Genomic DNA, 15,306 nt, shown 5'->3' with positions numbered 1-15,306 from the left:
TCTGAAAAATGTTTAGGTCACCGGCAATAACTTAAATCCTTCGTTCACCACCATCGCCCTATTTTAGGGTGATTAGGCTAGGTTTTTCCTGATGAGCGGTGTTTTTTTACCGATAAACGTAACTATTTTAAGCTGCCTCTGGCAATCTGCACCGTTTATTGGCAACCTCCCCATCCTGTAACGTTATCCCCCACCGCGCTATACCCTGTGGATAACTTAGTGGATAACTGTGAGTATCTTTTCGCATTCAATACCTAAGAGGTTTTCATGAAATACGACGTATACGGTATCGGCAACGCGCTGGTCGACAAAGAATTCGAGGTGACGGAAGCGTTTTTAGCAGCGCACGGCATCCAAAAAGGCATGATGACCCTGATCGACGAGCCGACTCAACACCGTTTACTGTCTGGTTTAACTGCGACTTTTGGTCTGAAAAAACGCGCTAGTGGCGGTTCTGCTGCCAATAGCATTGTGGCGGTCAGCCAGTTTGGCGGCAGTACTTTTTATGCTTGTAAAGTCGCGAACGATGAGTCCGGTGAGTTTTACATGCAGGATTTACACGCGGCTGGGGTGCAAACCAAACTGGATCAAGTACGTTGCGGTTGCGAAGGCGTTACCGGTAAATGCATGGTAATGGTCACACCCGATGCCGAGCGCACCATGAATACGTTTTTGGGGATCACTGCCGACTTTTCCGAAGGCGAATTGCATTTGGATGAATTAACCCAAGCGCAATATCTGTACATCGAAGGTTATTTAGTCACCTCTGACGTGTCACGCGCCGCAGCGTTAAAAGCACGGCAAGTCGCAGCGCAACACGGAGTCAAAACCGCCATGACCTTTTCTGATCCGGCAATGGTGCGTTTTTTCCGTGCAGGCATCGACGAAATGATTGGCGACGGCGTGGATATTCTGTTTTGCAATCAAGAAGAAATGAGCGTTTTCACCGGACACGACGATTTGACACAAGCCATCGCCGCCATCAAACCGTTTGCACGCAAAGTGGTCGTCACCTTAGGTGCGCAAGGCGCATTAATCGTCGATGCTGACGGTGAAACCCGTGTTGCCGCCAATCCGGTCACCGCGGTTGATACCAATGGTGCGGGTGATATGTTTGCTGGGGCATTCCTGTACGGCATGACGCACGGCATGAGTAATGCGCAAGCGGGGCAATTAGCCAGTCTGGCAGCGTCACGTATTGTCACCGTTTTCGGGGCGCGATTGCCGAAAGCAGCGCACCAAGACGTATTAGCAGCGGTGATATAAGGCGTACCCATGAGCCAGAGCAATCCTTTAAGTGATAACGAACTCCGCGCCCGCCTGCATTTCTGGCGAGCTAAAGGCATTGGGCCGGGCAGTGTGCGGCGCGTGGTGGAACACTTTGGGGGAGCCGCCGAAGCCTTACGGGTAAACGATCAAGCCTTGCAGGAAGCAGGATTACGTGCGGAAGGCATTACGGCTTACCGTGCGTTACCTGCGAATGCCGCTGCTGCTGATTGGCAATGGCTGGAAGCCGACCCGCAACATCATATCTTGGTGCCGGAAGACAGCCGTTACCCGGCATTGCTTAAACGCATCCGCACCGCGCCGCCTTTGTTGTTTGTGCTGGGCAATGCGGAATTACTGAACGACCCGCAAATGGGTATGGTCGGTAGCCGCTCCCCCACCCAAGGTGGCAAGGACAATGCACGCGCGTTTGCCGCTCACTTTGCCAATAACGGCCTTACTGTCACCAGCGGGCTGGCGGTGGGAATTGACGCGCACAGCCACGAAGCCGCGCTGGATGCCAACGGCAATACTATTGCAGTGGTAGGCAACGGCCTCGACATTATTTACCCGTTGCGCAATCGCCAACTGGCGGAACGCATTGTGAATCACGGCGCAATTGTGTCGGAATTCCCAATTGGCATTCCCGCACACCCGCAACATTTCCCACGCCGCAATCGTATTATCAGCGGCATGAGTTTTGGGGTATTGGTGGTGGAAGCAGCCTTGCAAAGCGGCACGCTTGTTACCGCCCGTCACGCAATGGAACAGGGTCGCGAAGTGTTTGCAATTCCCGGTTCAATCCACAACCCGTTGGCACGCGGTTGCCATCACTTGATTAAGCAAGGTGCGAAACTGGTGGAAACCGCTAACGATATTTTGGAAGAAATTGCCCCGCAATTGAACGTCTGGCTGCAACAGGATAAAGCCAGTAACCTCTTGTCAGAACAACGTCCTAGCGTTACCCAAAGCGAATTCAACTTCGCTGATACCGTTGATCCTGAATACGCACAGGTGCTTGATGCGTTGGGCTACGAACCACTACCGATTGACCAGATTATCCTGAACACAGGCTTGACCGCTGAGGCAGTTTCCTCCATTCTGCTGATGCTGGAACTACAGGGCTTTGTAGCAGCATGTGGTGGTGGGCACTACATGAGGTTGGGGCCGAGAAACGGAAACTGATGAAAGAAAACACACTGGATGTCCTCTTCTACCTTTTCGACAATTACCCCGACATGGGCGATAACCTGCCGGAAGACCGTCAATCAATGCACGGTTATTTGCAAGAGGCTGGTTTTTTACATAGTGAAATTACCCGCGCTTTCGACTGGTTAGAAAGCCTTGGTGATGAAGCTGCCCGCGTCGAAGTGACTTACCGCTCGTCTGCTACGCGCATGTTTTCACCGGAAGAACAATGCTGGTTAAACAGCGAGTGCCAAGGTTATTTGGTATTTCTGGAACAAGCCGGAGTGATTAGCCCCGAAGCCCGCGAACAAATTCTTGACCGCGTACTGGAACTGAAAGACGAAGACTTCAATTTAGATCGCCTTAAATGGGTGGTTTTGATGGTATTAATCAACCGTCCCGAAGAAGGTAACAGCTTTTTCTGGGCAGAAGGCTTAAACCTGAATGGCGGCGCACCCGTGTTTCATTGAACAGACATTCACCCCGCCGATTGCTTGTGGCATGATAGCCGCCTTGAATGACCACCTAGCAAGGCACTGCCATGACATCCAACCCAAACTGGTTTACTGAACTGTCTGATTCCGGCACGATTTTCGGGCTGGAATTGACCGAAGCGGCAAAAATCCACGAAGAACAAACCCCGTTCCAGAAACTGGAAATCTACGATACCACCACCTTCGGCAAATTAATGACGCTGGATGGTTGTACGATGGTGACAACCCGTGACAATTTCGTTTACCACGAAATGATGTCGCACCCGGTACTGTTCAGCCACCCTGCACCAAAACGGGTTTGCATTATCGGTGGCGGCGATTGCGGCACGTTGCGCGAAGTGCTGAAGCACCCGGAAGTGGAATCCGCGATTCAAATCGACATTGATGAGCGTGTTACCCGCGTTAGCGAGATGTTTTTCCCGGAATTGTGCGAATCCAATAATGACCCGCGTGCCACCCTCGCGTTTGAAGATGGCATTGCCTGGATCAATAACGCCGAACCCGGTTCACTGGATATTTTGATTGTGGATAGTACTGATCCGGTCGGCCCCGGCGCGGTATTGTACAGTGAGGAGTTTTTCCGGGGTTGCTGGCGGGCGTTAGGGGAAAACGGTTTATTGGTACAACAAAGCGAATCACCGCTGGTTCACGCCGCGAAAATCATTAAGCCGATGCACGACACCATGCGTAAAGCGGGTTTCAGCGACATTCAATTGCACCAATTCCAGCAAGTATGCTACCCGACCGGGTGGTGGAGCTGCACTATCGCTGCGAAAAGCGGTTCCATTGCTTTTACCCGTGAAGCCACTGCACAAACGCTGAGCTTCCCCACCAGCTACTACAATGCGGAAATTCATCGGGGCAGTGCGGCATTACCACAATTCCTGAAAGCGATTTTAGCGTAAGACGAGTCCCCCATCCCTAGCCCTTCCCTCGCAAGAGAGGAAGGGCGTAAGAGGTAGGGAATTCTTACTTTTTCTCAGCACTTAGCTGTTCTGCGCCGGGGTCGGGGATTTCGACCAGCTCACCTTTGACCAGTTGTTCGGGGTCACTGTTGACCGTTTCCGAAGTCGGTGCTGCCAGTGGCTCTTCGGTAACATCGGCCACCAATGGCACGCTTTCTTGGATGCTTTCGCTTAAATCGGTCATGCGCTCAAGGCATTTGCTGACATAAGCAGCTTTAGCAGACTCGGCAATACCGTCTTCCTCTGCATAGGTATTACACAAATCAGTCATGTTTGAGGTGGTATTTTCCGCAACTTCGGGAGCCACGGCACTGGCAACGGGTGCTTTATTCTCTTCTGCTTGCACTACTGCCGCCATACTCATGCTGATCGCCGCCACAGCGATTAAAATGTGTTTCATATTCTCACTAACCTTTGGTATGCATATCAATTCGGCCGATGGCACAACTGACGACGGAAATGGCCTTTTCTTTGAAGGCATCAAGACCCGCCACCGTACCACGCTCAGGATAACCCAGCCCAAACAGTATTTTTACCGCAGCGTCATGAACGTCTGTGTCGCTTTGCACCATCACTGTCTGGTTAGCTATATCGACATCAACGGCGGTAATTCGTTCGTCTTCCAATAATTTTTTGGTAATGGTGTTGGCGCAGCCACCACAGCGGATATTTTCTACTTCAATTCGCGTTTCCATCGCCGTTCCTCATCGTGTTTTGCTTACACAGAATATGGAAGCACTTGGCAGAAAATACAAGGATTATCCTTTAATTGAGTGTACAAGCCACTGACTACGTTTAAAAATGCATTACAAACGATTCATTATTTGAAAAATAGCACATTTTGCATTATATAGTTTACATGGATATGCAAGCCTTGGGCGTAACCCTGCGCACTGCCCGTAAACAGCGCAACCTGACCCAAGCCGACCTCAGCGATAAAGTCGGCATGAGCCGCGCCACTTTATCCGCCATTGAAAACGGCACGATTAATGAGGTAGGCATCCGTAAAATCATGGCATTGTGTGCTGTCTTAGGTTTGGAATTGCAGGCGCAACCGCTGGCAACGCGCCGCCCGACCCTGCACACCCTTGTGGATGAAGCACAACACCGTAAAACAGGTCGTAAACCGTGAGCAAACACCCGCAGACCGATCAAGGCAGTTTAGCCATTTTTGTGCAAGGTCAATCCTGTGGCACACTCGGACGCAGTGCCGTGCGCCCACACACCTATGTGTTTGGTTATCACCCGACAACACCCGCCACCCACGCGGTTTCCCTCACCATGCCCGTGATGGCGGATCAATACGGCTACCAGCAAGGCATTCACCCGATTTTTCAGATGAATCTGCCGGAAGGCGAATTGCGTGAATTGTTACGCAACCGCTTTCAAAAAACCGTGCAGCATTTTGATGACTTGGCCTTGCTAGGAATTGTCGGGCATTCGCAAATCGGGCGGATTCGGCTGGCTGCGGTGGGGCAAACGCCGGATGCAATGCCGTTACAAGATATGCAACAGTTGCGCACTTACAGCGGCACAGAAGACTTATTCACGGAATTGTTACAACGTTACGCCAGTTATTCGGGGATTTCCGGGGTGCAACCCAAAGTGCTGGTGCGTGACAGCCACACCGTCGCCAGCGTGGCGCAACCGGAGCAATTCAGTTACCGCGACGCAACCCACATTATAAAGGCGTGGAATCCCGAACGTTTTCCGCAATTAGCCGCGAATGAATACTTTTGTATGCAAGCAGCACGTCACGCCGGTCTGGAAACACCAGAGGTTGAATTGGTGGCGCAAGGGCAATTATTGGTGGTGAAACGCTTCGATCTGGATAATAAAGGTGGGTATCACGGCTTTGAAGATTTTTGCGTACTCAATGGGCTGGCAACGGATGACAAATACGTGGGTAGTTACCAGGATATTGCCCAGCGCATCCGCCAATTTGTCTCACCGCATTTGATTCACGAAGCTTTGGAACAGTTTTTCCTATCGCTAACCCTGAGTTGTGCGGTGCAAAATGGCGATGCCCATTTGAAAAATTTCGGGGTGCTTTACGACGATCCAGAGGGTGAAGTGCGCTTTGCGCCCGCGTTTGACATTGTTTCCACCACGCCTTACATCCCCAACGATACCTTGGCGTTATTGTTTGGGGGCAGCAAAGCATTTCCGAACCGCAAAGCCCTGCTCACGTTTGCGCGGCAGTTTTGCACTATTAATGAACGGCGGGCGAATCGGCTGCTGGAATGGGTAGTACACGGGCTGGAAACCACCTTACCCGCATTGCAAGCCTATCAACACGCCAACCCCGAATTTGCCGAGATTGGCGAGCGCATGGTGACGGTATGGCAAAATGGCATTGCCATGCTGACCGAGCGCGAACAAGATTCATCAGGTGTGGCGTAACTGGCGTTGATTGCGGATAACGCTGCGTTCCTGCGGGGCATTGCGGCGGAACTCCTTTAAAAATGGCACCTGGCCTTTCTGCCCGGTGCGCGAGTAGTCTTCCAGCAACGCCGTTTCCAAGGTTTCACGCGCAATACCCAAGACCTCCTGCCCACCCTGATACACCATCACGAACAAGCGTGGCAGCGCAATCTGGTGGGTTTGCTGATCTTGTGCGTAAATCCACTCTGACAACGCCCAAAACCGCGTAAACGGCGCGTCACCCAGTAACAGCGGCAATGCCTGCCCAAATCGCCCGGAATTGCCAATCATGTCCCAATAACGTGCAAACCGCCCCATTTGCTGGGTGGTGCGAAAATCGGCGCGGTCGGTGCGTAAAATATTGTAGGGCGGCAACGGGTTATACACCATGCCAAAGCTCTCGGTATGGCGTGTAATCGGCGTACCACGCAACCGTTTCAGAATTCCCACCTGAATTTCATGCGGTGCAAGCGCAAGCAAACGATCAAAACCATCCCCAAAACTCGCCAGATCTTCCCCCGGCAACCCAAAAATCAAATCCGTATGCAAATGTGCCGTAGAATTTTCGCGCAACCAGCGAATATTTTCCGCCGATTTGTCATTGTCCTGCTTGCGGCTGATCAAACTTTGCACTTCTGGATTAAAACTTTGGATGCCAATTTCAAACTGCAAGCTGTTCGGCGGAAAACGGGTGATACGCTCTTTCAGGGCTTCCGGCAAGTGATCGGGGATCAACTCGAAGTGCAAAAAAGTTTCTGAATCCAAACGTGCTAAAAAAAAGTCCAGAATCGCAATCGTGGTTTGAATTTTCAGATTAAAGGTACGATCCACAAACCGGAATTGCCGCAAACCACGCTGCCACAAGGTTTCCATCTCTTCCAAAAAACGATTTAATTCAAAGGGATAAGCGGTTTTATCCAAGGCAGACAGGCAAAATTCACACTTGAACGGGCAACCCCTCGAGGCTTCCACATAGATAAAGCGAGTGCGCAAATCTTCATCGGTGTAGTACTGATAGGGTGACGATAATTGCGCCAAAGGCACGGGTTCACCCTTAGTAATCTTCTGCAAAGGCCGCTGACCGCACAATAATTGCTCACAAATTTGCCGAAAACTCACTTCCGCCGCGCCAGCGATTAAATAATCAGCGGTTTTCACGATATTTTGCTGTTCCGGTTCGTAACTAACCTCCGGGCCACCCACAATAACCATCACATTAGGGGCTAATTGCTTCAATAAGCTAACCAAGGCCGTTGCCTCAGTAATGTTCCAAATATAGACCCCCAAACCGATGATCTTGGGATTTTCCGCTAACAGTTGTTCAGCAATATCCAGCGGACGTAACGCAATGGTAAATTCGCGAATCACCGCACGCGCTTGCAGCTCACCCAAGTTTGCATACAAATAACGCAAACCTAGCGAGGCATGGCTATAGCGGGCATTCAGTGTGGTCAAAATAATATCAGGCATCACAAACCAAGCTCATTGTCATGGCAGAAGATTCTATCAGTATTCGCCGATAAACGGTGTGACCACAGAAAAAATACCCTGTCTATTTCAATACCATGAGAAATATTAATTATACGCAATAATATCATGATAAATAAGCAATAAAGCCATTAAAAAATCATTCTTAAACGCCATAAATAGAACAAAAATTACCCACATGATGACAATGCGATTTTTCTAGTCTACACTCCGTTTCACGTATCTCATTGTTTGAAAGCATTAATTCATGTTTAACAAGAAAATGCGGGCAAACAATGAGCAGTGGGAAGCGAAAGGATGCGCGTTTCCGTGATAGCAGGTAGCTAATTCCCGTAGAGAGATTATTTATATGTCAACAAATTAATAAATCACAAACCGTCCAACAGCAACCCATTGGTCGGAATGTTAAGCAAAGGCTTCCATTAGTATATAACTGTATGCTAATGTCCGCTCCCATCCTTCAATCATACCTTTAAAACCATTCATTAATTTTTCGTTAATTTTCATTTAATCAAACATTTAGGTACAATAGTCATGTTTACTGTAACTCGTTTTCTGGTCGTTGTTGCGCTCGCCTTCGGCGTAGTCGGCACTGCTACCGCAGGAAAAGAGCGGTCAAACAACCTCATGGTTACCGCAACAGCTTATAACTCTATTCCGGGACAAACGGATAGCACTCCTGACATCGCCGCTTGGGGCGACCGCCTACGGCCTGGTATGAAAGCCATCGCCGTTTCTAAAGACCTTCTCAAACACTATGGCTTGTCGCGTGGTGACACCATCAAGATCAAAGGTTTGGAAGGCGAATACACTGTTCTCGACAAAATGCATCCCCGCTGGCGCAAAAAGATCGACATCTATATGGGTACTGATCGCCGCGCTGCTAAACGCTGGGGCAGACGTAACGTCGCCATTCACTGGTGATACCCCCGGTATGATAGAAGGATTATCCAAAGCCCGCTGAAAAGCGGGCTTTTTTCTTGATGGGCGAAGGCTTATGATGCGCCCCATGCAAACCACAGATACTTATGATGTCATTATTCTCGGCGCAGGTGCGGCAGGTCTCATGTGCGCAGCGCAAGCAGGCAAACGCAGACGGCGCGTGCTGCTGCTCGACAAAGCTGAGAAAATTGGTAAAAAAATCCTGATTTCCGGCGGCGGGCGTTGTAACTTCACCAATCTCAACGTCAATCCGGCTGCTTACTTGTCGCAGAACCCGCATTTTTGCAAATCTGCGCTCAGTCGTTACACCGCGCAAGATTTTCTCAGCCTGATGCGCCAATACCGGCTTACTTGGCACGAAAAGACCTTGGGGCAACTGTTCTGCGATCAAAAAGCTCCTGCAATTGTCGAAATGCTCTGGGCGGAATGCCGTGCTGCTGACGTAGCGTTGCGCCTCGATACCGAGATTGAGCGCGTTACTCACGATGCAGCGGGTTTTGACCTTATCACCACTCAAGGCCATTACCACTGTACATCGTTAGTTATCGCCACGGGTGGGCCTTCGATTCCACGCATGGGGTCAACCGATTTCGGGTTGCGCATCGCGAAACAGTTCGGCCTGAAAAATATTCCATTCTCGCCCGCCCTTGTACCGTTTACCTTGACGCAGGAAATGCTTGATGGCTTATTCGCAGGACTTGCAGGAATCAGCACCGAAATCACTGCTGAATGCGCGGCTGGCGCGTTTCGTGAAAACCTGTTGTTTACCCACCGGGGCTTGAGTGGCCCGGCAATGCTGCAAATTTCGTCTTACTGGCAAAAAGGCGCGGCTGTCAGGATTAACCTGTTACCGGGTAAACCTGTGTTCACTTGGCTGCAAACCCTGCAAAAACAGCGTCCCAAGGCCGAATTAAAAACTGTGTTGGCAGAAGTCTTACCCACGCGCCTCGCGCATCGCTTGTGCGAAACCCTATTTCCCAACCGTCCGCTAGGGCAATACGGTGAAAAAGCGTTACAAGCTATTGCACAACAATTACAAGCATGGGAAATCACCCCCGCAGGCACAGAAGGAATGCGTACCGCTGAAGTGAGTTTAGGCGGGGTAGACACGCGCGAGTTATCCTCCAAAACGATGGAAGCGCGTCAGGTAGCAGGTTTATATTTTATCGGGGAAACCGTCGATGTAACGGGCTGGCTCGGTGGGTATAACTTTCAGTGGGCGTGGTCGTCGGGGTGGTGTGCGGGGCAAACAGTATAGCCCCGCACTCATTCGTTTACACGCAGCCAGTCGGCTTAGGCAAACCACCGTATTTGGTGATCGGCTTCATTGGGCCGGTCTTCCACTGCGCAAACAGCTCTTTTTGATCCATATTGATGAATTTGGAAAACTTGCGAATCGGTGGCACAACCGCTTGGTCATCGTAGTATTCACGCGCTTTCATGATTTGATCCCACTTCGCGTCGGTCAATTCGACACCATCCGCTTCTGCCATTGCTTTGCCGATTTCTGGTGTCCAATCGTCCATGCTCAACAAGTAACCGTCACCATCGCGACCCGGTATTTCAATGCTCATCGCTATCTCCTCAAATGCCTAGTAATCTAATCAGGTATTGCAATGAAATGACAAATAGGGGGTAAGTGTCAATATTCACATCGGGTTTGGGGGATTTTAAAAAGCCCAGTTCAACTGAACACCCACCACATCCACCTTGCTGTCGTAGTTACCTTTAAGCAAAAATGGAATGCCCGTGATCATTTTCGTATTTTCAATAGGAGTACTTTTTGTGGAGATATGCGTGTAGGCAACATCCACGTCGAAATTCTTCTTTACCTTGTAGTTTGCACCCACTGCTACCCAAGTTCGGTCATTATCTGGTGTGCGCGGGCTGCGCAGTTGTGCATTGGGAACGGGACTTTCATCTAGTGCAATGCCACCACGTAGCTTCAAACGTTCACTATACTGGTAATTAGCACCAATGGCGTAACGGTTAGCGTCTTTCCAGCCTTGATATTCATTAGATAGGTCAACTCCGTTGGATCTCACAACCCTGATTCGTTCATAGCTACTCCATTTTGTACGAGTAACGTCACCCATCACTTCCAATTTATCATTCACTTTGTGCCCGACCGATAGCGACATATGCGCTGGCAGGCTTGCATCGGCCGTAACATCTGCATTTAGTGGTGCAAAATCAGATTTCGACGTGCCTTTCAATTTATGATCGACACCAGAACGATAATGAAGGCCAATCTGCGTTTTTTCTGTTGGCTTGTATAAAAGTCCTGCGTTAACCCCAGTGGATAGATGATCTTTACCAGCGATAGTCACGGTAGGCCCTGTGGGAAGAGCACTTTTTAGCTTTACTTCCATTGACTGCGCACTAATACCAGCTCCTACGCTGAGTTGGTCGTTAACCTTGTAGGCGATGGATGGATTGATATTTAATGTTTTGATAGTGGATTCTAAGGCATGAGCACGCCCAACCCAATTATCGCTATACTCTGTTCCCAAACCGAAAGGTGCATTGACTGATAAGCCCGCACTCATTTTATCGTTTAAACGACGCACAACGTATACGCCGGGAACAACTCCATTTTTGCCACCATCGGCAGTTCCAACCCCCGGTAGTGTTGAGCCATCGTTGGTAAATTGTGCTTTCGGCATAACCAGATGGGCGGATGTACTGATATGTGTATCAGACTTTAACTCGGTCATCCCTGCTGGATTGAGCCAAGCGGTGGATGCATCTTCCACTACCGCAGTGTTACCAGCAAATGCATTACCCGTACCAGAACCGGCTTGGTTAGCCAAAGCAAATCCGGCGGCGTGAACCGACGTATTCAGCCCACACAAAACGGCAACAACCAGAATATTTCTGGAAAAAATAGATTTCATGACAGTTTCTCCTCTTGTTTCCTCGATCAAGAAATTAACAGAAACAAATAGGAGAAGAAAGTTTTATAAGACCAATAAATGAGGTAAATAGTCTAACTATTGGCAAGAATTAATGCGCCTCATCCCAATTATTCCCCACCCCACTCTCCACCAACAATGGCACTGCTAACACTGCGACATTCGTCATCAGCGCAACCACGTGTTCACGCACCGTTGCCATTTCGTTTTCAGGCACTTCAAACACCAGTTCATCGTGCACTTGCATAATCATTTTGGTACGCAAGCCGCTGTTTTGCAGCCAAGCATCCACCGCCAGCATCGCCTTTTTAATAATATCCGCCGCCGTGCCTTGCATCGGCGCATTAATCGCAGTGCGCTCCGCATACTGACGGGTAGCGGCATTTTTTGAATGAATATCCGGCAGGAATAAACGCCGCCCGAACAGCGTTTCCACATAGCCTTGGGCGCGAGCCTGTTCGCGGGTGTCATCCATATACTGTTTCACGCCGGGGTAACGGGCAAAATACAGATTGACGTAATCTTGCGCATCACGCCGATCCACCCCCAACTGTTTTGCCAAACCAAATGCCGACATCCCGTAAATCAGCCCGAAGTTAATCGCCTTCGCCGCCCGACGTTGTTCCGTGGTCACTTCCGCCAACGGTGTACCGAAAACTTCAGCAGCCGTGGCACGATGCACATCCAACCCTTGCGCAAACGCATTCAGCAAACCGGCATCACGGGACAAATGCGCCATAATGCGTAATTCGATCTGGGAATAGTCCGCCGCCAGCAATTGACAGCCGCTTTCCGCGATAAACGCTTGGCGAATGCGCCGCCCTTCCTCATTGCGGATCGGGATATTCTGCAAATTAGGGTCTGACGATGACAACCGCCCGGTCGAAGCCACCGCCTGATGGTAAGAGGTATGCACCCGCCCGGTACGTGGGTTAATTTGCTGTGGCAATTTGTCGGTGTACGTGGATTTGAGTTTCGCCAACCCACGATGCACCAAAATCAGCTTAGGCAATTCATGCCCCATATCCGCGAGTTCTTCCAGCACGTCCTCAGCGGTAGACGGCTGCCCTTTGGGGGTTTTGCGCGGCGCGGTCAAACCAAGTTTGGTGTAAAGGATTTCCCCCAATTGCTTGGGTGAGGCAAGGTTAAATTCCTGCCCTGCTGCTGCGTAAGCCTCCAACATCACGGAATGCATCCGCGTTTCCAGTTCCTTACTGTGATGCGCCAACATCGCCGCGTCGACTTTCACCCCATTGCGCTCAATGGTGGATAGCACACTCACCAGCGGTACTTCCACGCTTTCGTAGAGCTTGCGCTGCCCGTCGAGGGCTTGCAGTTGCGCCCAAAAATGCTGATGCAAGCGTAGGGTGTAATCGGCATCTTCCGCCGCATACGGTGTCGCTTGTTCCAACCCGACCTGATTAAACGTCAGTTGGTTTTTGCCCTTCCCGGCAATATCCGCAAAGCTGATAGTGGTATGGTTGAGGTGCTTGGCACACAGCGTGTCGAAATCGTGGCGGCTGGCGGTCGAATCCAGCACATACGATTGCAGCATGGTGTCGTGGGCAATACCGCGCAAGGTAATCCCGTGATTCAGCAATACGCTGCGGTCGTATTTGAGATTTTGCCCGATCTTGCGAATAGCAGGGTCTTCCAGCAAAGGCTTGAATTGCGCCAACACTGCTTCGCGATTGAGTTGTGGTGGTGCACCGAGGTAATCATGTGCCAATGGCAGGTAAGCAGCCTCTCCCGGTGTGATGGCAAAAGACACGCCGACGATTTGCGCTTCCATGTAGTCAAGGCTGGTGGTTTCGGTGTCGAAGGCGAATTCGGCGGCGGCTTGTAGGCGGGTTAGCCAAGCTTCTAGGTCGGGTTGGGTGAGGATTGAAGAATAAATCCCCCCCGCCCCCCCTTTTTCAAAGGGGGGAGTAAGAGGCAATTGCAGTTCATCTTCTTCTGTTCCCCTCTTTGAAAAAGGGGGGCTAGGGGGGATTTTCTTCTCTACATCCAACCCCGCCAACCGCGTCCGAAACCCATACCGCTCATACAATCCCCGCAAGGTTTCCACATCCGGCGGATCAAACGCCAGCGTTTCCGGCTGCAAATCCAGTTCCACATCGCATTTAATCGTGACCAGCTCGAAAGACAGCGGTAAATGTGCCAAGGCTTCGCGCAGGTTTTCGCCGATTTTGCCTTTGAACTCGGCGGCTCGTGCCATAATGTTTTCCAGCGAACCGTATTCGTCCAGCCATTTGACCGCTGTTTTGGGGCCAACTTTGTTGACACCGGGGACGTTATCCACGGTATCGCCAATCAGCGCGAGGTAATCGCGGATGCGTTCCGGCGCAACCCCGAATTTTTCCACCACACCAGCGGGGTCGGCGTAATGCCCGCTCATGGTGTTAATCAGGTGAACGCGCTCATCCACCAATTGCGCCATGTCTTTGTCGCCGGTGGAAATAATCACTTTGCCGTCGTAGTGCGCCGCCAAGGTGCCGATTACGTCATCGGCTTCCACGTCAGGAATAATCAGCAGCGGGTAGCCTTGCGCCCGGATAATCGCCAGCAACGGTTCAATTTGGCAGCGCAAATCGTCCGGCATCGGCGGGCGGTTGGCTTTGTATTGCGGGTAAAGGTCATCGCGGAAGGTTTTGCCGGGTGCGTCGAAAATCACCGCCATGTGCTCTGGGTCGTAATCCTTGCGCAATTTATCCAGCATATTCAACACGCCGTGCATCGCACCGGTAGGCTCGCCGTGCGTATTAGTCAGCGGGGGGAGCGCGTGGAAAGCGCGGAACAGGTAGGATGAACCGTCCACGAGGACGAGCGGTTTGGTCGATTTCATGCGGTTTGTTCCTGCAACACGTAGACTTTTTCTTCGAGTTTGGTTAACCCGCGCTGGCGAAAACCGGGGCTGTCATCCAGCACATCGGTCACAAACAATAAGCTGACCGCCAATGCATCCGCGTACAACACCTGCACTTCCGCTTCATACACCGCAAACGGTGGGCCATTCATCTGTTGCTGATCGTATTCCAGCGTAATCAATAAAGTGCGGCAGTGCGCCGGTAAAATCTGGATTAAATGTTGGGCATAACGCTCACGCATTGCCGGTGGCAAAGCAATTAACGAAGCGCGGTCAAATGCCCCCGCACACTGCGCCACTTCCGCCGCACTTAATGCAAAGAAATCACCCAGCCAAATCACCAGACCATCGGCTTCCCAACGCTGTAACACGCCATGTGTGGTAATCGTCGGTTCTAAACGATTTTCAGCAAAAAAATCGCGCACCGCAATCGGGCTTAATTCCCCCCCAATCACGCCGTAACCTTGCGCCCGCAACCACAATAAATCTTGGCTTTTGCCACACAGCGGCACGAAAATATTGCTCCCGGCGGGAATCTGCAATTGATCCCAAAACGCCTGCAAGTGGTTGTTAAAATCGTCTTGGTGAAAACCGATTTGATTCTGTTCCCAGCGTTCCAACCAAAAATCTGTATGCATCCTGAATCTCCAAGAAAAAACCGACCAAAGGTGCAATGAATCTGCTTATAGGGGTTAAAAAACTTTGTCTTATATTTACCACAACAACCTGTGTACTATAAGCAACAGTTAGTTGGTCTC

Annotated in this window: 15 protein-coding genes; 8 read left to right on the top strand and 7 right to left on the bottom strand. The window is 50.6% G+C overall.

Going from position 1 to position 15,306, the window contains the following annotated elements; translation table 11 throughout:
- Window positions 1–267 precede the first annotated feature (267 nt).
- From J9260_RS16615 to speE, 4 genes are all read left to right on the top strand, one after another.
- Window positions 268–1,266 (top strand): adenosine kinase, encoded by a 999-nt coding sequence (locus J9260_RS16615; RefSeq protein ID WP_210218826.1) that lies wholly within the window; start codon window positions 268–270, stop codon window positions 1,264–1,266.
- Between the two features lie 9 nt (window positions 1,267–1,275).
- The gene (dprA, locus tag J9260_RS16610; protein WP_210218825.1) at window positions 1,276–2,451 is read left to right on the top strand and encodes a DNA-processing protein DprA; all 1,176 of its coding nucleotides are present in this window, start codon (window positions 1,276–1,278) and stop codon (window positions 2,449–2,451) included.
- Entirely contained in the window at window positions 2,451–2,924 is a 474-nt protein-coding gene (locus J9260_RS16605; RefSeq protein WP_210218824.1) for a Smg family protein, read from the top strand. The genes dprA and J9260_RS16605 overlap by 1 nt, the downstream gene beginning before the upstream one ends.
- A gap of 71 nt (window positions 2,925–2,995) precedes the next feature.
- Entirely contained in the window at window positions 2,996–3,853 is an 858-nt protein-coding gene (speE, locus tag J9260_RS16600) for a polyamine aminopropyltransferase (protein ID WP_210218823.1), read from the top strand.
- Window positions 3,854–3,917: 64 nt separating this feature from the next.
- Here speE and J9260_RS16595 read toward each other — a convergent pair whose 3' ends face one another.
- Both J9260_RS16595 and J9260_RS16590 read right to left on the bottom strand, forming a co-directional pair.
- Window positions 3,918–4,313, bottom strand: a complete 396-nt coding sequence (locus J9260_RS16595; protein ID WP_210218822.1) for a hypothetical protein — start codon at window positions 4,311–4,313, stop codon at window positions 3,918–3,920.
- Between the two features lie 7 nt (window positions 4,314–4,320).
- Window positions 4,321–4,608: a heavy-metal-associated domain-containing protein gene (locus J9260_RS16590; protein ID WP_210218821.1), complete on the bottom strand. Its 288-nt coding sequence runs from the start codon at window positions 4,606–4,608 to the stop codon at window positions 4,321–4,323.
- Between the two features lie 164 nt (window positions 4,609–4,772).
- On the opposite strand from J9260_RS16590, the gene J9260_RS16585 reads away from it, so the two are divergent.
- A complete protein-coding gene (locus tag J9260_RS16585; RefSeq protein ID WP_210218820.1) occupies window positions 4,773–5,045 on the top strand; it encodes a helix-turn-helix transcriptional regulator in 273 nt (90 codons plus the stop codon).
- Window positions 5,042–6,316 carry a type II toxin-antitoxin system HipA family toxin gene (locus J9260_RS16580; protein WP_210218819.1) on the top strand — a complete coding sequence of 425 codons (1,275 nt, stop codon included), beginning with the start codon at window positions 5,042–5,044 and terminating at the stop codon, window positions 6,314–6,316. The genes J9260_RS16585 and J9260_RS16580 overlap by 4 nt, the downstream gene beginning before the upstream one ends.
- Here the strand turns inward: J9260_RS16580 and J9260_RS16575 are convergent.
- Window positions 6,302–7,807 (bottom strand): B12-binding domain-containing radical SAM protein, encoded by a 1,506-nt coding sequence (locus tag J9260_RS16575; protein ID WP_210218818.1) that lies wholly within the window; start codon window positions 7,805–7,807, stop codon window positions 6,302–6,304. The genes J9260_RS16580 and J9260_RS16575 overlap by 15 nt on opposite strands.
- 552 nt (window positions 7,808–8,359) lie before the next feature.
- Between J9260_RS16575 and J9260_RS16570 the strand changes: the two genes are divergently transcribed.
- Window positions 8,360–8,749 (top strand): 3D domain-containing protein, encoded by a 390-nt coding sequence (locus tag J9260_RS16570; RefSeq protein WP_210218817.1) that lies wholly within the window; start codon window positions 8,360–8,362, stop codon window positions 8,747–8,749.
- A 73-nt stretch (window positions 8,750–8,822) separates the two neighbouring features.
- On the top strand, window positions 8,823–10,025 hold the full coding sequence (locus J9260_RS16565; RefSeq protein ID WP_246499497.1) for a BaiN/RdsA family NAD(P)/FAD-dependent oxidoreductase: 1,203 nt from the start codon (window positions 8,823–8,825) through the stop codon (window positions 10,023–10,025).
- Between the two features lie 16 nt (window positions 10,026–10,041).
- Here the strand turns inward: J9260_RS16565 and J9260_RS16560 are convergent, their stop codons facing one another.
- The 4 genes from J9260_RS16560 to J9260_RS16545 form a co-directional block, all read right to left on the bottom strand.
- Window positions 10,042–10,341 carry a TusE/DsrC/DsvC family sulfur relay protein gene (locus tag J9260_RS16560; protein WP_210218816.1) on the bottom strand — a complete coding sequence of 100 codons (300 nt, stop codon included), beginning with the start codon at window positions 10,339–10,341 and terminating at the stop codon, window positions 10,042–10,044.
- 96 nt (window positions 10,342–10,437) lie between these two features.
- A complete protein-coding gene (locus J9260_RS16555; protein WP_210218815.1) occupies window positions 10,438–11,664 on the bottom strand; it encodes an OmpP1/FadL family transporter in 1,227 nt (408 codons plus the stop codon).
- A gap of 109 nt (window positions 11,665–11,773) precedes the next feature.
- Complete coding sequence (gene polA, locus J9260_RS16550) at window positions 11,774–14,527, bottom strand: DNA polymerase I (protein WP_210218814.1); 2,754 nt, start codon at window positions 14,525–14,527, stop codon at window positions 11,774–11,776.
- The gene (locus J9260_RS16545) at window positions 14,524–15,186 is read right to left on the bottom strand and encodes a thiopurine S-methyltransferase (protein ID WP_210218813.1); all 663 of its coding nucleotides are present in this window, start codon (window positions 15,184–15,186) and stop codon (window positions 14,524–14,526) included. The genes polA and J9260_RS16545 overlap by 4 nt, the downstream gene beginning before the upstream one ends.
- Between the last annotated feature and the right edge of the window lie 120 nt (window positions 15,187–15,306).

It is taken from the genome of Thiothrix unzii (assembly GCF_017901175.1).
GTDB lineage: Bacteria > Pseudomonadota > Gammaproteobacteria > Thiotrichales > Thiotrichaceae > Thiothrix > Thiothrix unzii.
The sequence above is the reverse complement of the archived record's forward strand: the minus strand, read 5'-3'. Positions and strand labels throughout refer to the sequence as shown.